Annotated in this window: 18 protein-coding genes; 8 read left to right on the forward strand and 10 right to left on the reverse strand. The window is 58.4% G+C overall.

Annotated elements, in window-relative coordinates; translation table 11 throughout:
* Positions 1-251: 251 nt before the first annotated feature.
* Positions 252-947 carry a TVP38/TMEM64 family protein gene (locus CKALI_RS05770; protein WP_231580543.1) on the forward strand — a complete coding sequence of 232 codons (696 nt, stop codon included), beginning with the start codon at positions 252-254 and terminating at the stop codon, positions 945-947.
* A 9-nt stretch (positions 948-956) separates the two neighbouring features.
* Entirely contained in the window at positions 957-1,583 is a 627-nt protein-coding gene (locus CKALI_RS05775; protein WP_156192398.1) for a MarR family transcriptional regulator, read from the forward strand.
* On the opposite strand, the gene CKALI_RS05780 is transcribed toward CKALI_RS05775, so the two are convergent.
* From CKALI_RS05780 to CKALI_RS05790, 3 genes are read right to left on the reverse strand one after another with little or no spacing between them, the layout of a single operon-like run.
* Positions 1,525-2,751, reverse strand: a complete 1,227-nt coding sequence (locus CKALI_RS05780; RefSeq protein ID WP_156192399.1) for an SPFH domain-containing protein — start codon at positions 2,749-2,751, stop codon at positions 1,525-1,527. The genes CKALI_RS05775 and CKALI_RS05780 overlap by 59 nt on opposite strands.
* Positions 2,752-3,180, reverse strand: a complete 429-nt coding sequence (locus CKALI_RS05785; RefSeq protein ID WP_156192400.1) for an NfeD family protein — start codon at positions 3,178-3,180, stop codon at positions 2,752-2,754.
* Between the two features lie 39 nt (positions 3,181-3,219).
* On the reverse strand, positions 3,220-4,056 hold the full coding sequence (locus tag CKALI_RS05790) for a DUF3097 domain-containing protein (RefSeq protein ID WP_156192401.1): 837 nt from the start codon (positions 4,054-4,056) through the stop codon (positions 3,220-3,222).
* Between CKALI_RS05790 and CKALI_RS05795 the strand changes: the two genes are divergently transcribed.
* Positions 4,055-4,873, forward strand: coding sequence for a hypothetical protein (locus tag CKALI_RS05795; protein ID WP_326519817.1), 819 nt, complete (start codon positions 4,055-4,057; stop codon positions 4,871-4,873). The genes CKALI_RS05790 and CKALI_RS05795 overlap by 2 nt on opposite strands.
* 6 nt (positions 4,874-4,879) lie before the next feature.
* On the opposite strand, the gene CKALI_RS05800 is transcribed toward CKALI_RS05795, so the two are convergent.
* From CKALI_RS05800 to CKALI_RS05810, 3 genes are all read right to left on the reverse strand, one after another.
* Positions 4,880-5,920 carry a ferrochelatase gene (locus CKALI_RS05800; protein WP_156192402.1) on the reverse strand — a complete coding sequence of 347 codons (1,041 nt, stop codon included), beginning with the start codon at positions 5,918-5,920 and terminating at the stop codon, positions 4,880-4,882.
* 25 nt (positions 5,921-5,945) lie between these two features.
* Positions 5,946-7,706, reverse strand: coding sequence for a DIP1281 family NlpC/P60 protein (locus CKALI_RS05805; RefSeq protein ID WP_231580544.1), 1,761 nt, complete (start codon positions 7,704-7,706; stop codon positions 5,946-5,948).
* 412 nt (positions 7,707-8,118) lie between these two features.
* Positions 8,119-8,613 carry an Rv1476 family membrane protein gene (locus tag CKALI_RS05810; RefSeq protein WP_156192404.1) on the reverse strand — a complete coding sequence of 165 codons (495 nt, stop codon included), beginning with the start codon at positions 8,611-8,613 and terminating at the stop codon, positions 8,119-8,121.
* 277 nt (positions 8,614-8,890) lie between these two features.
* On the opposite strand from CKALI_RS05810, the gene can reads away from it, so the two are divergent.
* The 3 genes from can (at position 8,891) to CKALI_RS05825 (ending at position 13,150) form a co-directional block, all read left to right on the forward strand.
* Complete coding sequence (gene can, locus CKALI_RS05815) at positions 8,891-11,704, forward strand: aconitate hydratase (RefSeq protein WP_197079776.1); 2,814 nt, start codon at positions 8,891-8,893, stop codon at positions 11,702-11,704.
* Positions 11,705-11,812: 108 nt separating this feature from the next.
* Positions 11,813-12,382: a TetR/AcrR family transcriptional regulator gene (locus tag CKALI_RS05820; protein ID WP_156192406.1), complete on the forward strand. Its 570-nt coding sequence runs from the start codon at positions 11,813-11,815 to the stop codon at positions 12,380-12,382.
* A 54-nt stretch (positions 12,383-12,436) separates the two neighbouring features.
* On the forward strand, positions 12,437-13,150 hold the full coding sequence (locus CKALI_RS05825) for a glutamine amidotransferase (protein WP_156192407.1): 714 nt from the start codon (positions 12,437-12,439) through the stop codon (positions 13,148-13,150).
* Here the strand turns inward: CKALI_RS05825 and nagB are convergent.
* Both nagB and CKALI_RS05835 read right to left on the reverse strand, forming a co-directional pair.
* On the reverse strand, positions 13,147-13,911 hold the full coding sequence (gene nagB, locus CKALI_RS05830; RefSeq protein ID WP_156192408.1) for a glucosamine-6-phosphate deaminase: 765 nt from the start codon (positions 13,909-13,911) through the stop codon (positions 13,147-13,149). The two genes, CKALI_RS05825 and nagB, sit on opposite strands and share 4 nt — an antisense overlap.
* A gap of 118 nt (positions 13,912-14,029) precedes the next feature.
* Positions 14,030-14,290: a hypothetical protein gene (locus tag CKALI_RS05835; protein WP_156192409.1), complete on the reverse strand. Its 261-nt coding sequence runs from the start codon at positions 14,288-14,290 to the stop codon at positions 14,030-14,032.
* A gap of 58 nt (positions 14,291-14,348) precedes the next feature.
* Here CKALI_RS05835 and CKALI_RS05840 point away from each other — a divergent pair, with 58 nt between their 5' ends.
* Positions 14,349-14,618, forward strand: coding sequence for an ACT domain-containing protein (locus tag CKALI_RS05840; protein WP_156192410.1), 270 nt, complete (start codon positions 14,349-14,351; stop codon positions 14,616-14,618).
* A gap of 9 nt (positions 14,619-14,627) precedes the next feature.
* Positions 14,628-15,995 carry a PFL family protein gene (locus tag CKALI_RS05845; protein WP_156193674.1) on the forward strand — a complete coding sequence of 456 codons (1,368 nt, stop codon included), beginning with the start codon at positions 14,628-14,630 and terminating at the stop codon, positions 15,993-15,995.
* A gap of 51 nt (positions 15,996-16,046) precedes the next feature.
* Here the strand turns inward: CKALI_RS05845 and CKALI_RS05850 are convergent, their stop codons facing one another.
* Complete coding sequence (locus tag CKALI_RS05850; RefSeq protein ID WP_156192411.1) at positions 16,047-16,637, reverse strand: GNAT family N-acetyltransferase; 591 nt, start codon at positions 16,635-16,637, stop codon at positions 16,047-16,049.
* A 53-nt stretch (positions 16,638-16,690) separates the two neighbouring features.
* Complete coding sequence (locus CKALI_RS05855) at positions 16,691-18,319, reverse strand: ABC-F family ATP-binding cassette domain-containing protein (RefSeq protein ID WP_156192412.1); 1,629 nt, start codon at positions 18,317-18,319, stop codon at positions 16,691-16,693.
* Between the last annotated feature and the right edge of the window lie 17 nt (positions 18,320-18,336).

Here is an 18,336-nt window from a genome sequence, read left to right on the forward strand (position 1 = left end):
AGTTCACTACTTGAGTCACCATGAGCACACCGCGACCACCATGTGGATACAATGCAGCTCACAATTACACCTCAAGTGTAGCGACGAGCGCACGAACTAGCGGAACATTGGGGCCGACACTCTCCAAATCAGTGGTAGGCAGTGCCTAAACATGCAGATAAACGGGGGAACCTTTGGCTCAAAGGGGCAATCACACTACACCCGAATGTCAATGACGAATAGCGCTGCAGGCACGAGTAGCGTGTGAAGACGTGCGCAACCAACTCATCGAACGCTGGCGAGTCATCGCTTTCGGCCTCTTTCTCGTGTGTGGCCTGTTGTTGGCGTTCCTAGTTGATCTCCCCTCGCTGGAACAGCTGCGCCACTGGACGGAGGTGTACGGTGCTTGGTCAATCCTTCTCTTCGCACTGCTCTACGTCACTGTGACTCAGTTCCCCATCCCGCGCACCGCGCTCACGGTATCCTCGGGAATTCTCTTTGGCCCAGCGCTCGGCATCACGATTGCGCTGCTGAGCACAACTGTCGCCGCCGTGGTGTCCCTCACCCTGCTGCGGGCGCTTCTCGACGTCCCTTCCGACCCCACCAAGGCCGCTGACTCTGTCCTCGGCCGATGGGCGCGCAAACAGGGAGGACACCCAGCCTTGTCCAAAGTGAACGAGCGGTTGGAACACCGCGGCTGGTTCTCGGTCATGTGCCTGCGACTCATTCCGGGATTGCCGTTCTCCATCCTGAACTATGCCTGCGTGTTCACTCCAGTCAAGCGTCTCGATTTCGCCTTCGCTACCTTTGTGGGTTCGGCGCCTTCCACGATCATTGGCGTGCTCCTCGGCGATTCGCTGACTACCGGGCAGCATCAAAGCACGGCACTGCTCTTGGGTGCACTCGGCCTGGTCGGCATGGTGGGATTGGTTGTCGATCTGTTGCTACCGGTCAAGTCTAAAGCGTAGACTTGGCCCATGTTTGCCATTCATGCCCGTTACCGTGGCCGGGCGGTACGACGCGCCGAGCTCGTAGCTCGTTCCGCTGAGGCCTTGTCCACGCTGGAAGGCGTCGGGACGTTCGAGGTGCTGGGGGTCGAGGACATCTGCGCTCTAGTGGATACTCCCGAGGCCATCGCAGACACCACGATGGCTCTGCTGTCCGCCGGAGAATGGGCTGTGGGTATCGGTATTGTCCCGACGTCTGTAGCTGCGCCTAAGTTGGCAAGTGCCCAGGCAAAGAAGCTCGCGGGTGCTGCGCTGGGCACTCGCGCCCGCATTGGCACTGTAAAGGTGAAGGTCAAGGCATCGCGTGCGGGCAAAGAGGACGCTGATCGGTGGGCTTCCGACATCGCTGCCAGCTTCCTACTCTTGGCGACGCTCCTTGCTAAGCGGAGCCCTGAAGGCCGAGAAGCAACCTCGATGATGCGACGCGGTTACAACCAAAACGAAGCTGCCGCAGAGCTGGGCATCACCAAGCAAGCGATGTCACAGCGGCTGCAGGCAGCTGGCTGGCAGGCGGAAACTGCTGGCTGGCAGCTCGCCGTTAATTTGATTCGTAGGGCCGAGGATTCTGCGGTGGCACAGGCTGAGCTTCAAAGCTAGGAACCGGCTCGTCAAACTGAGTCAACTCCCGCTGTCCCTGGGGTTCACGGGAAGTAGACAGCTCTTCCAGCGGAGATTCAACTGGTTTGTTTGCCACCGCGTTCGCGGCAGCTACAGCAGCAGCGATAGCCGGATCGGATTCAGTATTGAACCACTCCGCCGTGTCTTCCTCGGAGGCCATCTCCTTAGTTTCTTCGTTGACCGCAGCAGGCTCGTAGCGGAAGATTCCCTCGTCATCCTTCTTGGCCATGGCCTTGGCGAACTGCTCTAGAGAATCGCCAAATTGGCTTGGAATGATCCACGTCTTATTGGCTGAGCCCTGTGCCATCTTCGGCAACTTGTCCAGGTACTGGTACGCCAATACCTCCGGAGTCAACTGAGCAGACTTGATCGCGGCATTAACCTTCTGGATAGAGCGTGCCTCACCCTGAGCCTTCAGGTACTTGGCCGCGCGCTCACCCTCAGCACGAAGGATCATTGCCTGGCGTTCGGCTTCTGCAGCGAGAATCATCGCGTGCTTCTCACCCTCCGCCGCGAGGATCTTCGCTTGCTTCTCACCCTCTGCAGTCTTGATGTCAGCCTCACGCTGACCCTCTGCTGTCAAAATCGTGGCGCGCTTCTCGCGGTCCGCTTTCATCTGCTTCTCCATCGACTGCTGAATCGATGGAGGTGGATCAATAGCCTTCAGCTCCACGCGGGAAATGCGTAGACCCCACTTAGTCGTTGCGGCGTCAAGTTCACCGCGCAGTCGACGGTTGATCACTTCACGGGAAGTGAGGGTCTCTTCCAAGGTCATGCCGCCGACGACGTCGCGAAGCGTTGCAGTGGAGATTTGTTCCACGCCAACGATGTAGTTGTCCACGCCGTAAATCGCGCGGGCTGCGTCATTGATCTGGAACGTGACCACAGTGTCAATGGCCACCGTCAGGTTGTCCTGGGTAATGACCGCCTGCGGTGGGAATGAGACGACGCGCTCACGGGTGTCCACCTTGGCGCGGACGCGGTCGATGAAAGGCACCAACAAAGTGATGCCACCGGACACCGTCCGGGTATAGCGACCCAGACGTTCAATCACGGCGGCTTCGCCTTGCGGGATCAAGGCGATCGATTTGACGAGCACGATGATCACGAAGATCATCAGTACAAAGAGGACAATGATCCCCTCCATTTACAGCTCCTTCCACACGATGGCTGTCGTGCCATCGATTCGAACTACTGATACGCGCTCGCCGACGGCGAACGAAGAAGTGGGATCAATGCTGCGTGCCGACCAGATGGAACCGTCCAAACGAATCTGCCCACCGGTGCTGGAAACAGATTCAAGCACTTCGGCTGGAGCACCCTCAAGAGCCTTTGTCGAGGTATCCAGAACCGGCTGGCTCTTCAGATGACGGTGGAGATAAGGCTTGAGAAACAGCAATAAGACCAGGGCGGAGGCAGCAAAACAGACGATTTCCGCCCACAGCGGCACATCAGCGATAGCGATACCAGCGGTAGCTAACGCCGCCCCTGCCAGCATGAGCATGGTGAACTCGCCGGCGAGCATTTCCGCCGAGGCAAGAACGAGAGCTGCGATGAGCCAAATGAGGGGTCCCACACCAATCAACCTACCTAATAATCTGCATAGTTGTCCTGCTTAACGAAAATCAGCCTTAGTTAGATCCGGGACGGTTACCCAGTCAACCAACTTCTCCACGGCGCCAATGAGCGCGGGATCCAAATCCCGGAAACTCTCGACTGCGTTGTACACCCGGTGCCAACCCTCGCGTGGGTCAGACCAACCAAGACGCTCGCAGATTCCCGTCTTCCAGTCCTCGCCATATGGCACTTCTGGCCAAGCGCGTATCCCGAGCTTTTGTGGCTTCACTGCCGCCCAAATGTCGATGAATGGGTGGCCAGTGACCAGCACATGCGGGCCGACATTGGCCACCAGTCGGGACTCCTTAGAGCCTTCCACCAAGTGGTCTGCGAGCACACCAACGCGACGCCCCGGACCCGGCTGAAAGTCTGCCAACTGGTCGGGCAGGTTATCCAGACCCTCCAAGTATTCGACCACGACACCCTCCACACGAAGATCGTGGCCCCATACCTTTTCCACGATGGCGGCGTCGTGAATGCCCTCCACCCAGATGCGTGAGGGCGCTGCCACCTTTGCCTCCACGTGGCTGACCTTGATCGAGCCGGAGTTCGATCGTGCGGGGGCTTGCTTTGGCACATAGCGCGAGAGCGAAACTCGTTGGCCATCGACCAAGAATCCCCCGGTCATTAGTTTGAACAAGCGGGTGATGCCTCGGTGATCCTCCAAGCGGACAAAGTCGCCGTCATAGGTGCGTTCGAAGCCGACAACGGCTCCTACGTAGTCGTCACCAAGTACTTCCACCACCAAACCCGGTTTGGCAGGCACCGTGGGGTAGCTTGGCCGTCGAGTGCGGGCATGTCCGGAAAAGATGTCTCCTGCATAGGGGTCGTTCATGGGTGTTAAGCCTATCGGGTACCCTTTACGAACTATGGATCACCGCGCGCATGTCTATTCACCACTGCAAAACGTTGCCGTGTGGCTGGCCGCTTGGTTGCATGGACAAGTCTCCTCGGACGAGTGTCTGGATGCGCTCATGGCGCTTGGTGGCCGGGTTCATCTGGCGGGAACTCACCCTGAAGCGCCCGATGCGGGCATCGACGTGCTCAAAGCCGTACGGCGGATCGGCGAGGATGCCTTGGCTTCCGACGAACCCAGCATCCAGCTGGTGCTGACCGGGCCTGGCGAAGCATTGGGGCTGCGCGCAGGCAGTGAAAGTGCGCGGGCAGCTATCGAATCTGGAGTGGGAGCTTTGGTCTTTCCGGGAACGGATCGTTTTCAACACCACATTCTCGTGCCCCGAAATACTGGCGCTGGCAGCTGGGAGTTCACGGTATTCGCCGAGAATCAGCTGCTACCCGCTCCGGCCTACCTATCCCCTGGTGAAGCCGATCTTTTGCTCACGGAGGCAACGCGGGAAGCCGCGAGACTCATCGAGCTTAACGGCGCAGCGCCTGCCGACCTACCAAATCCTCGGTTGACCGTCGGCATGCTTTCCGACTTCTATGACACCCCTGGCTTGCCCTTTTGTACTCCGCCACGTGCCGCGAAACTGTTCGCCCGCGCCGACCGCGTCGCGGCGATCATCGAGACCGTTTCCACCCATGTCGGCGACCGAGCCCTAGATCCGCTGTTGCTGCCGCTCATGCGACACGTGCGTGCCGCCCGCGTGGCCGGAGTCAGCCACGCTGTGCTCGAGCTCAGCCGCGCCTAGCCACGCTTATCGACGCCGCGCAGGCACGCAGCAGTTTTCCGCGCACGGCGCCCCATTGACCGTGCAACCCTTTACCGGGACGTTGCCCAGCGAACGTGGCTCCGCACCAGCGTGCTCCGTCAAGAGCTCGACGACCAACTTAGTGAATTCAGGGGTCGGTCCCACCGTCTTTGCCCGCACCACACGAATACCTAGCTCGTCGGCTGCCTGCTTCAGTTCCGTATCCAAGTCCCACACCACCTCGATGTGGTCCGAAATGAAGCCGACGGGATACACGACGATGTCGGTCACTCCCTGTTCAGACAGTGCAGTTGCGTGGTCAACGATGTCCGGTTCGAGCCACGGGATGTGGGGTGCACCGGAGCGGGACTGCCAGACCAAGTCATAGTCTGCGATGCCGAGATGGTCGGCGATGAGACGAGACGCTTCGGCTACCTGGGTTGAATACAACGGGCCGTCGTCAGGCGTGCCCGAAGCTTCGTCGGCAGCGATGGGGATGGAATGCGCGGTGAACACCAAGCGGGCCTTGTCGGTGCCGATTTCTTGGTAGGCCTCTTCGATCAGGGCAGCGCTGGTCTCAACAAACAGCGGGTGGTCGAAGAATTGGCGCAGCTTGGTGAAGGTCACCTCGGGCAGATTTTGTTCGGCCAAATGCTGGCGCAGCGCTGCGAGGTCTTCGTCGTACTGCCTACACCCTGAGTAGCCACCCCAAGCCGAGGTGGCGAACACGGCGACGTTGCGGTGGCCAGCGCGTGCGATTGCCTCGGCTGCTTCAGTACCAAAGGGGTGCCAATTTCGATTTCCGAAGAAAATCGGGAGTTCAGGCAATGCCACCTGCAACTGATCAATGATCTCGCGGTTCAACCTATTAAGAGGGCTGATGCCGTCGAAGAAGTAGTAGTGCTGGGAAACTTCATCGAGGCGCTCCGGCGGAATGCCGCGCCCTCGAGTGACGTTCTCCATGAAAGGGCGAACATCCTCCGGACCCTCCGGCCCGCCGAAGGAGAGCACGAGGAGGGCGTCGAACGGAAGCTTTGTGCTAGTCATGTAGACCAGATTAGCGCACCCTAAATTAGATCAAGCGAACGGCATATGGGCTCATGCCGCTCCAGCGAACTGGGTTGATAGAGACGGTGGAGCCGGACTGAGGTGCCTCGATCATCATGCCGTCGCCAAGGTAAATGGCGACGTGGTGTTCGGCATTTGGACCGTAGAAGATCAGGTCGCCTCGCTGCATCTCACTCGGGCTTACCTTGGTGCCGTGCTGATACTGGTACCCGGTGTAGTGCGGCAGATCGATGCCAACGCCAGCAAAAGCGTAGAGCACTAGGCCTGAGCAGTCGAAACCGATCTTGTTGTAATCGCCGAAGGAGTCAGCGACGCCACCATCACGGATGCCACGGCTAGGGCCATTGGCGGTGCCGCCACCCCATGCGTATGGCAAGCCAACCTGCGACTTTGCGCGGGCGATGACTGATTCAACCTTCTCAGATCGGCTACCCGAGGTCACTGCTGGCGCAGCCGTATCGACACCACTAGTGCCAGCAGCGCCTACCGATGGACCCAAATCAAGGTAATCGTCCGCACCAAAAACGCCAGTCCCCGGCTGAGCTACCGATTCTGAAGGGGCTTCGACTGGGCTGGCTTGCGCGTTGTCGGCAGCCTGCGCAGCGGCAAGTGCGGCTGCAGCGGTGGCCGCCGCAGCTACGGCTGCTTGCTGTGCCTGCTGGGAATTCGCAGCTTCCTGTTGCTTCAGCTCTGCGTCAGCCTGAGCTGCGGCCGCAGCTTGCGCTGCTTCGCGGGCGGCGCGATCGGCTTCAGCCCGTTTAGCGGCCGCAGCTGCTTGTTCAGCCTCTTGGGCCGCACGTGCGGCTTCAGCACGCTCCGCTGCGGCGGCAGCTTCCGCCCTGGCGCGAGCTTCCTCTTCGGCCTTGGCACGGGCCCGAGCTTCTTCTTCCGCTTTAGCTTTGGCTGCGGCAGCTTCAGCCGCAGCCTTTTCAGCTGCCTTTCGCTCTTCCTCAGCCTTCAGGAAGTCTTGGTACTCTTTGCGCTGCTGATTAAGGGTGCCACTGTTGGCTTTGGCTGCCTCGAGTCGTGCCTTGGCCAGGTTGCGTTCTTCCACGAGTCGCTGGCGTTCTGCAGCGCGCGCATTGAGCAGCGACGTGTTGGTGGTGAGTGCCGCCTGAGCTGTCTGTTCGGCTGCGGTTGCCTCCTGCTCGCGCTGTTCAGCTACAGCGCGCTTTTCACGCAGCACAGATTCCTTGTTGGCGGATTCTGCACGTAGCCGGTCAAGTTCTTCAATCGCGGCGCGCTGTTTGGCAGCATTCTGACGCAAGTAAGTTTGCCGGGCCAAAGCGTCTTCGGTGTTTGCCGTACCGGCTGCGCCGGCCACAGCTCCATTGGTCGTGCCACGCCGATAAGCCGAACGAGAGACTTCGTCCAGGGTCTTCTGAGCTTCATCAATAGCCTTCTGGCTACTGTCAAGGTCCGCCTTGGCAGCGTCGGCTTCTTCACGAGCCAGTTTTGCTTCCGTACGGGCAGTCTCGAGATCCACGAGGGCCTTGTTGACTGCCTCGCGTAGTCCGCCCATCTCGTTCTCGAGCTTGGAGATCTCCGCCTCCTTCTGGGAGACGGTAGTTGCTAGTCGAGCAACATCCCCGCTACCAGATGCAACAGCGTCGTCTGCTGCCTTGAGCTCAGCATCGGACGGGTTCGGTGGAGCCACAGGCTGAGCGATGGCAACCCCAGAACCGAGGGATGCGCAGCAAGCCGCAGCAGCAATCCACGACTTAGTCGTGCTCGTGTGCTTAGGCGAAGGCTTTTGTATTGCCACTGAAAACTCCATTCCACCACCGTCATTCAGGCGGATACTTTGGCGGTGCTGACCGAACTAGTGCTACTTCAGCTCAGTGCGAGAGTTTTGGCCTCATGGTCAACCTCTGATGCTTGAATATCGCGCAATGCTTCCCCACACCAGCGATTTGATTCAAGTGATTCAACTGTTGACTCACGATTCACAAAGCAACTCATGAGCTGACAACAAAACAATAGGGCACATCGGCCCCCAGTTGACACTTAAGAAACTGTAGTCACACAAGTAAAGGCCAGCACCATGACTTACTTTGCGGTGCTGGCCTGCGAAAATGACTAACGGTTGTTGCCTATGTGAATTATGTCACAATTGACTACGGAGGGTGTGTTGCGGTCAGATAAAGATTTGATGTCGGTTAGGGGTTAGGTGTAACTCAACGGTCAAGGCTTTTCGCTTGACGTATTGTGATCCAAGCGGTGAATGCGACCACGAGTATGACCACTAAGCCGATAATGATGTTTATCGTCGACCATGGATAGAACTGCCCATTAAGAGTGTCCATAAACTCCCGTGCCCCATTAGCAATCTGTGGGTTTGCCAGAAAATCATACTGTGCTGATTCAATGGCTGCGCGTGAGTAGTCATGGCTCACAATGGCACCCGAATATGGAGAACGCACGATGATGGTGTCGAAACTCGTCGTATTAAGCAGCTCTTGCGCCACATCACGAGTGGTGGCAATGCCGGTGGGCGCGTCGTCGAGCACGACAAAGGCAGTGCGACCGAACCCGGTATCCATGCCATGTCGGGAAGCGTCGATAAGCTCCTGCTCCAGGCTGGGATAGGTGACCCCCAGATCTCCGATGGCGACTGAATCGACATTGATCTGCTCGCGCAGCGATGCAACATCGATGTTCTCCAGTGTCATGGAACGCACTTCCCTTTAGTTGTATCGATACGGATAGGCGAGAGTTTAATGTCACAGTGCGTGGCCTTAGGTTTGACGCGCCTGTAGGAAGTCCTAAATCCACGTACCCTAGTAGTCAGACAGAGCCTGCAGCGTTCTAGTTTGCTTTTCACTCCCCTAATTGGGGCGTGTTTGAGTAGAAATACCCCAACAGAACGCCCGTACTGTTAAGCTGTCTGCAAACGATGGTTTTAGCCTTTCGTTTACTCACCCATAAAAATAGGAAGTGGAGCTGACTGTGACTGAAAGCAAGAACTCCTTTGGTGCCAAGAGCACGCTGACCGTTGGCGATAAGTCTTACGACTACTTCGCCCTCAGCGCTGTTGAAGGCATGGAGAAACTGCCATACTCGCTCAAGGTTCTCGGCGAGAACCTGCTGCGCACCGAAGATGGCGCCAACATCACCGCCGATCACATTAATGCGATCGCTAACTGGGATGCTTCTGCTGAGCCAAGCATCGAAATCCAGTTCACCCCAGCTCGCGTGCTGATGCAGGACTTCACCGGTGTTCCTTGTGTTGTCGACCTCGCAACCATGCGTGAAGCTGTTAAGACCTTGGGCGGCGACCCAGAAAAGGTCAACCCACTGAACCCAGCTGAGATGGTCATCGACCACTCCGTCATCGTTGAAGCTTTCGCTTCCCACGACGCCCTCAAGACCAACGTCGCTATCGAGTACGAACGCAACGAAGAGCGCTACCAGTTCCTGCGCTGGGGCTCTAAGTCTTTCTCTAACTTCCGCGTTGTGCCTCCAGGAACCGGCATCGTCCACCAGGTCAACATTGAGAACCTGGCTCGCGTTGTCTTCGACAACGATGGTCTCGCATACCCAGATACCTGTATTGGTACTGACTCCCACACCACGATGGAAAACGGCCTGGGCATCCTGGGCTGGGGTGTTGGTGGCATCGAAGCTGAAGCTGCCATGCTTGGCCAGCCAGTGTCCATGCTCATCCCTCGCGTCGTTGGCTTCAAGCTCACCGGCGAGATCCCAGTAGGCGTTACCGCTACCGACGTCGTTCTGACCATCACCGAGATGCTCCGCAAGCACGGCGTGGTTCAGAAGTTCGTTGAGTTCTACGGCTCCGGTGTGAAGGCTGTTCCACTGGCAAACCGCGCAACCATCGGCAACATGTCCCCAGAGTTCGGCTCTACCTGTGCGATGTTCCCAATCGACGAAGAGACCACCAAGTACATGCGTCTCACCGGTCGCTCCGAAGAGCAGTGCGCACTCGTTGAGGCTTACGCTAAGGCGCAGGGCATGTGGCTCGATGCAGACGCTCAAGAAGCTGTCTACTCCGAGTACCTCGAGTTGGACCTTTCCACCGTGGTTCCTTCCATCGCTGGCCCGAAGCGTCCTCAGGACCGCATCCTGCTCACCGAGTCCAAGGAGCAGTTCCGCAAGGACCTGGCCAACTACACCACCGATGCAGTGTGCACCGACGAGTCCCTGCCTGCAAAGCGCATGGAGGCCGAAGGTGAAGCCATGGAGGAGACCTCGTCCGAGCAGGTTACCGAGCTCAACGTCTCCCAGGCTGGCAGCGGCGAATCCGCAGCCGCTGGCGCAACTGGTCGCCCATCCAACCCAATCACCGTGACCTCCCCTAAGGGCGGCGAGTACACCCTCGACCACGGCATGGTTGCGATTGCGTCCATCACCTCTTGCACCAACACCTCTAACCCATCTGTGATGATCGGCGCTGGCCTCATCGCTCGTAAGGCTGCTGAAAAGGGCCTCAAGTCCAAGCCATGGGTTAAGACCATCTGTGCACCGGGCTCCCAGGTTGTTGACGGCTACTACAAGCGCGCTGACCTCTGGAAGGACCTGGAGGCCATGGGCTTCTACCTCTCCGGCTTCGGCTGCACCACTTGTATCGGTAACTCCGGCCCACTGCCAGACGAGGTTTCCAAGGCCATCAACGCCAACGACCTCGCAGCTACCGCAGTTCTCTCCGGTAACCGTAACTTCGAAGGCCGCATCTCCCCTGACGTAAAGATGAACTACTTGGCTTCGCCAATCATGGTCATCGCTTACGCCATCGCCGGCACCATGGACTTCGACTTCGAGACCCAGGCACTGGGTCAGGATAAGGACGGCAACGATGTCTTCCTGAAGGACATCTGGCCATCCACCGAAGAGATCGAAGCTACCATCGAGCAGGCTATCTCTCGCGAGCTCTACGAAGCTGACTACGCTGACGTCTTCAAGGGCGACGAGCAGTGGCAGAACCTCCCAACCCCAGAGGGCAAGACCTTCGAGTGGGATGAGAAGTCTACCTACATCCGCAAGGCTCCTTACTTCGACGGCATGGAGCTCGAGCCAGCTCCTGTCACCGACATCAAGGGCGCACGCGTTCTGGCTAAGTTGGGCGACTCGGTCACCACTGACCACATCTCCCCTGCTTCCTCCATCAAGCCAGGCACCCCAGCTGCTCAGTACCTGGATGAAAACGGCGTTGAGCGCAAGGATTACAACTCCCTCGGTTCCCGTCGTGGTAACCACGAGGTCATGATGCGTGGTACCTTCGCCAACATCCGCCTCCAGAACCAGCTGGTTGACATCGCAGGTGGCTACACCCGCGACTTCACCAAGGGCGGCGAGCAGGCGTTCATCTTCGACGCTTGCCAGAACTACAAGGCTGCTGGCACCCCGCTGGTCGTTTTGGCTGGTAAGGAATACGGCACTGGTTCTTCCCGTGACTGGGCTGCTAAGGGCACCAACCTGCTCGGCGTGAAGGCTGTTATCACCGAGTCCTTCGAGCGTATCCACCGCTCCAACCTGATCGGCATGGGCGTTATCCCGCTGCAGTTCCCTGCTGGCGAGTCCCACGCTTCCCTGGGCTTGGACGGCACCGAAGTCTTCGACATCGAAGGCATCGAGGAGCTCAACAACGGTGTTACCCCTAAGACGGTTAAGGTCACCGCAACCAAGGAGTCTGGCGACAAGGTCGAGTTCGACGCTGTTGTCCGCATCGACACCCCGGGTGAAGCTGACTACTACCGCAACGGCGGCATCCTGCAGTACGTACTGCGCAACATGATTAAGGGCTAATCCCCTTTCGATCACGTGACTGGGGCTGACTAGTTCCCGCTAGCAGCGGGCACTGTCAGCCCCAGTTCTATTTCAGACTTTTCATTTCAGACGCGAAGGAGCACCAGCATGCCTAGGGTAAGCAGCGCTGCTTTGAACGAGCGTCGCCATGAAATCCTCGAGGGCGCTCGCCGTTGCTTCGCGGAGCATGGATATGAGGGGGCCACTGTGCGTCTCCTCGAAGAGGCAACTGGTAAGTCCCGTGGCGCAATTTTCCACCACTTCACGGACAAGGAATCGCTGTTCCTGGAGATCGGGCGAGAAGATGCGCTGCGCATGGCAGAAACCGTTGCCGAAGAGGGTCTCGTACAGGTTATGCGGGATATGCTAGCTAACCCAGAGCGATTCGACTGGCTGTCCACTCGCCTCGAAATCACCCGCCTACTTCGCACGGACGCTGCTTTTCGAGATCGGTGGCAACAGCAACAAGCAGTGCTTGACGACGCCATCCGCCGCCGCCTACAGGCCAACGCAGACGCGGGCACCATGCGCACCGATGTCGACCCGGAAGTGCTGTACCTCTACCTGGAGACGATGTTCGACGGTCTGACGGCGAAGGTCGCCTCGGGCGTCGATAGTTCGGCCTTCTCCCCTGTGCTTGACCTGGTTGAGGACTCTGTCCGTCGGCGCGACACGTAAATCCGAAGACCATTCCAGTCTTTTCCTCGTGCAACGCATACTAGACTGAGCGGTATGTCTAAGTTCGTGCTGGTAGCAGCCCGCAAGGGCAAGGAAATTCTCGATTCGGAGTACCGCGACTTCATCAAGTCGACGGGACTTCTGCCAACGCAGCTCGACCATGTGGTCCTGGACTCGGAGTCTGCCGAAGTGGGTGACCTGTCTAGCTACGACGGCATTTTCGTTGGCGGCAGCCCATTCAATGTCATGGACGAAAACTATGCGCCCGAACAGTCCCACGTCCAAGCACAATTGATGACGCTGCTTCATCTCCCGGTACCGAAGATGTTCGTCTGCTTCGGCCAGAGCCTACTGACCTTTGAACTAGGCGGAGTGGTCGGCTCTTCCTACAGCGAACCTGCCGGCTCGACTGTTGTCGAGCTCACTGAAGCCGCCCAAGCTGACCCGCTACTTCAGGGGCTACCGAGGCAGTTCGAGGCGTTGACTGGCCACACGGAGAGCGTCGAAAAGCTGCCCGAGGGCGCGGTGCTCTTGGCCACGGGGCCGACCTGCCCGGTGCAGATGTTTCGGTTGGGAGAGGACACCTGGGCATGCCAGTTCCACGCTGAAATGGATGCCCAAGGGTTGGAAGCCAGAATGCTCTATTACCTGAACAAAGGGTACTTTGACCCTGCGGAGTTCGACAACATAATGTCACGTGTTAAGCAGGTTGATACCTCAGATGTCAAGCGCATTCTGCACAACTTCGTGGCGTTTGCCGCTGATTAGACTCGGTTGTCGGCACAGAACCGGTAGTAGTCCGAGTACTCCAGGAGCTGCGCGGCTTCCTCGTCAATGATGACGGTGGCGTGGTTGTGGAGCTGGAGGACGGAAGCAGGGCAAAAGGCGGACAACGGGCCTTCAATCAGGGCCTTCACTGCCCGAGCCTTGGCTGCGCCCGTGGCGATCAGAAGTACGTGACCGGCGCGGGAGATCGTGCCCAGACCTTGGGTGAGGACGTGCACGGGTACTTGGGACTCATCGTCATCGAAGAAGCGTGCATTGTCCGCGATAGTTTTCGGGTGCAGGGTCTCAACTCGGGTGCCTGAGTTGAGGGAGCAAGCGGGTTCGTTGAAGCCAATGTGGCCGTTGGCACCTACACCAACCAGCTGGCAGGCGATGCCACCAGCGGCTTCGATGGCTGCGTCGTAGGCTGGCCCTTCTGCGTGGACGTCCTCGGCAAGACCGTTGGGGCTGTGCACCTTGGCATCATCGATATCGATGTGGCTGGTGAAGTTGTCGCGGATGAAACGGTAGTAGCTTTGCTCGTGCTCGCGTGGCAATCCGATGTACTCATCGAGCAGGAAGGCCGTGCAATCCTTGAATGACAGTTCCTTGGCCTGGAAGCGGGCGATGAGCTCACGGTACATCAGCAGCGGAGTAGATCCGGTAGCGAGTCCGATGGTCTGTCCGTTGCGTACGTACTCTGCCATGACATCCGCCGCATGTGTGGCGACGTCTTGAGGGGTGGCCTTGATAAAGATATCCATATCTTTCCTAGCTACTTAGGTCCTGTGCTCCACGATCAATAGTTGGTATCGTGCAGCCACCGATTAATTGATAATTCGACCTAAGTATTGTGTCAGGAATTTTCCAGTCCGGCCGAGTTTACCCCCGCTTTCGGCCAAACAACGCGTATGAAATCGGACCCGCAAAGTTGATCAGGCTCAGTGCGTACCACATCCACTTCGGGCCACGGGTCTGCTCTTTCGGGGTGTGGTAGATGAAGTGCCAGACCACCAGCTTCTCCAGTACCTCGTAGGCCGCGACTCCGATGATCCAGCGCTGTGCGCTTTTGTCCAAGTCAGACCAGTCCAGTGCGGACATTCCCTTGTTATCAAATTTGAAGACATCTACTTTCGGGTTCATAGTCCTAAGTTTAGACGCAAGCCCGCTGGCCTCCCGTGAGCACGCTAAAGTGATACCCATGTACGCCATCATCTCTGTCGCCGGCCCAGACCACTCGGGCATCATCGCAGCTGTCGCCACCGAACTCGCTGCCATGGACGTCAACATCCATAACGTCTCGCAAACCATCATGGAGGGATACTTCACCATGATCCTTCACGTAGCTTTTGACGAGTCAAAGTTGGATATCGTCACCGTGCAGGAACGAATGACTGTGGTGGGCGAAAAGCAGAACTTGGCCATCCGCGTGCAATCCGAGGCGCTCTTTACCGCGACCAACGAGATCTAAGCCATGTCAATGAACTTTGCGCAGCGCAGCCAGGCCATTTGGGACACCATTGAGATGATCCAGGACTATCGTCTGGACATCCGAACCGTGACGATGGGCATCAGCTTGCTCGACTGCATCCGCGGCACGATGGCGGAAACCTGCCAGGCGGTGTACGACCGTCTGACTACTCAGGCGCAGGAGCTCGTGAGCACCTGCGAAGGCATCGAACGCGAGTTGGGTATTCCGATTGTGAACAAGCGCATCTCGGTCACCCCGATCGCGCTGCTCACGGCGTCCGTCTCAGGCAACCCGGTTGATCTGGCCAAGGCTCTGGATCGCGCCGCGCACGAGACCGGCGTGAACTTTGTCGGCGGATACTCTGCGCTCGTCGAAAAGGGCGCGACCTCCGGTGACAGCCGTTTGATCGACTCCATCCCTGAGGCTCTCACCGTGACCGACCTCGTGTGTTCCTCGGTGAACGTCGGAACTTCGCGCGCCGGCCTGAACATGAACGCCGTGGCTCGGATGGGCCAGGTGGTCAAGGAAGCCGCGGAGCTCACCGCTGACCGCAGCGCCATCGCCTGCGCCAAGCTGGTCATCTTTGCTAACTCGGTCGGCGACAATCCTTTCATGGCCGGTGCCTTCCACGGCATCGAAGAACCGGATTGCGTTGTCAGCGTCGGTGTCTCCGGCCCTGGCGTGGTCGCTCGTGCCCTTGAGCGCATGCCTGCCGATGCCACCCTCGACCAAATTGCTGAGGAGATCAAAAAAGCGGCTTTCAAGATCACCCGCGCAGGACAGTTGGTAGGCAACCTCGCCTCTGAGCGACTTGGCGTCCCCTTCGGCATCGTTGACCTGTCGCTCGCCCCCACCGCCGAAGTCGGCGACTCCGTGGCCAACATCCTCGAGGCAATGGGCCTCGATCAGGTGGGCACACACGGCACGACTGCCGCGCTTGCCCTGCTTAACGACGCCGTGAAGAAGGGCGGCATGATGGCCTGCTCTCGCGTCGGTGGCCTATCCGGTTCCTTCATTCCAGTCTCCGAAGACAAGGGCATGATCGACGCCGTTCGCGCAGGCACCATTTCCATCGACAAACTGGAAGCGATGACCGCCATCTGCTCCGTGGGCCTCGACATGGTCGCCATCCCAGGCGACACCTCCGCCGAGCTCATCTCCGGCATGATCGCTGACGAAGCGGCCATCGGAATCATGAACCATAAGACCACTGCTGTACGCGTCATCCCGGTCCCAGGCACGGGGCCAGGTGACGAGGTCAACTTCGGTGGCCTGCTCGGCTACGCTCCAGTCATTCCAGTGAACACGGTGGGCAACACGCAGTTCATCCAGCGTGGTGGCTACATTCCGGCGCCGGTGCACGGGTTTAGGAATTAAATAACGTCGTTCACCATTGGTGGCCAGAGAGAATCTAGCCGCCAGTGGTGATCAGAACTCGCTGAGGCGCTGCTCCAGTCCGGCTTTTAACGCAGGCCACTCGCTCCGCACCATTGAGTACAGTACCTCGTCGACTAGTAGCCCGTTCTTGTGACGGGCACTGGCGCGAATAACACCATCAAGTTTGAATCCAATTTTCTCGATCGCCCGCTGTGACTGCCGATTAGTCCACTTGGTGCGAATGCCCACTGCTTCGCATCCAAGTTCTTCGAAGGCGTACTCCAGCATGAGATGCTTCATCGCCGGATTTGTCATACCGCCTTGTGCTGACTGTCGAATCCAGGTGTAGCCGATCTCTAGGTGAGGAACCTTGGGCTTTAGGTCGTAAAAGGTAGTTACTCCGAGCGTCTCGTTAGTAAACGACGAGCGGACCGCGAATGGAGCCATATCCCCACGGTCCCGCAGCGCAAGCTTATCCTCGATGTCTGTGTGCATCGTTTCAGGACTAGGTGTCGATGTCCAGAAATTCTCATAAATCTTGCCCTCGCGCACCGCCTGTTGTAGCTCAGGCGTATGTGCAACGCTCAAAGGTTCGAGACGGACGTGATCGTTAGCAAGAGTCAGAGTCGGAGAAATCCACATACTTTTATGTATAGCCCACTAACTCATGTAAAAATCTAGAATTCATCTAGGTTTTAGGCGAGTTCGACAATCTCCATGTATTCGTCATTCCACAGGTCTTCGGTGCCATCTGGAAGCACGATGACCCGCTCCGGCTCCAATGCTCGAACAGCGCCCGGGTCGTGGGTAACCAGGACGACGGCACCGGTGTAGGTGCGCAATGCGTCTAGGACCTGTTCGCGGGATTGTGGGTCGAGGTTGTTGGTCGGCTCGTCAAGGAGCAGCACGTTGGCACGGGAGGACACGAGCGATGCGAGTGCAAGACGGGTCTTTTCACCACCGGACAGGGTGCCAGCCGGTTGATCGAGCTGTTCCCCGGAGAACATGAAGGCACCGAGGAGAGAGCGCAGATCCTGCTCCCCTGCTTCTGGGCAGGCATCGATGGTGTTCTGCCACACGGACTTAGCAGGATCGATGGTGTCGTGTTCCTGGGCGAAGTAGCCGATCTTGAGGCCATGTCCGGTGACGATGCCACCTTCGCCGTCGGTGCGTTCGACGCCAGCGAGTAGCTTCAACAAAGTGGTCTTACCAGCGCCGTTGAAGCCCAGTACGACCACACGCGAGCCCTTATCAATTGCTAGGTCAACGCCGGCAAAGACCTCTAGGGAACCGTACATCTTGGTCAGACCCTTGGCATTCATCGGCGTTTTGCCACATGGCGCTGGCTCCGGGAATTGGATGTGGGCCACGCGGTCCGCCTGACGAATATCGTCGGTGGAGGACACCATCTTTTCGGCGCGGGCGAGCATCTGCTTGGCTGCCGCTGCCTTGGTAGCCTTGGCACCCAGCTTCGCGGCCTGCGTTTTCAGCGCAGAAGCTTTCTTCTCCGCGTTGGCGCGCTCACGGCGTCGTCGAGCTTCGTCAGTGGCGCGGGCATCCAGGTACTTCTTCCAGCCCATGTTGTACACGTCCGCTTCGCTGCGCACGGCATCGAGGAACCAGACCTTGTTACAGACGGCTTCGAGCAGCTCCACGTCGTGCGAAATCATGATGAGCCCGCCCTCGTGCTTGGACAGGAAGTCACGCAACCACGTAATGGAATCGGCATCGAGGTGGTTGGTCGGCTCGTCGAGAAGCAGCGTGGTCTGCGAGCGACCCGAACCCGCGGTGGCGGCGAACAGGATCTGCGCGAGTTCCACACGGCGACGCTGACCACCAGACAACGTCTTGAGCTGCTGATCTAGCACCCGTTCCGGCAGGCCGAGGGCGTCGCAAATGCGGGCTGCTTCAGCATCTGCCTCGTAGCCGCCGAGGGAATAATACTGCTCTTCCAACCGGGAATACTTATTGACGGCCTTGTCCCGCACCGCATCGGTACCGGTCTCGATCAGCTCCTGCTGACGCTCCATCGAGCTCTTGATACGGTCCAGGCCTCGTGCCGAGAGCACGCGATCGCGGGCAGTAACATCGATATTGCCTTCCCGAGAGTCCTGTGGCAGGTAGCCGATCTCCCCGGATCGGACAACTTTGCCAGCGTAAGGCTCCCCTTCACCTGCGAGAATGCGCATGGTCGTCGTCTTGCCTGCACCGTTACGGCCGACCAGGCCGATGCGGTCGCCCGGCTGCACGCGCAGGTGCTGGCCGGGGGCGTTGAGCAGGGTGCGGGCGCCGACGCGCACTTCCAAATCTTCGGTGACAATCACAGCAGGTCAGTATAGCG

Source organism: Corynebacterium kalinowskii (assembly GCF_009734385.1).
GTDB lineage: Bacteria > Actinomycetota > Actinomycetes > Mycobacteriales > Mycobacteriaceae > Corynebacterium > Corynebacterium kalinowskii.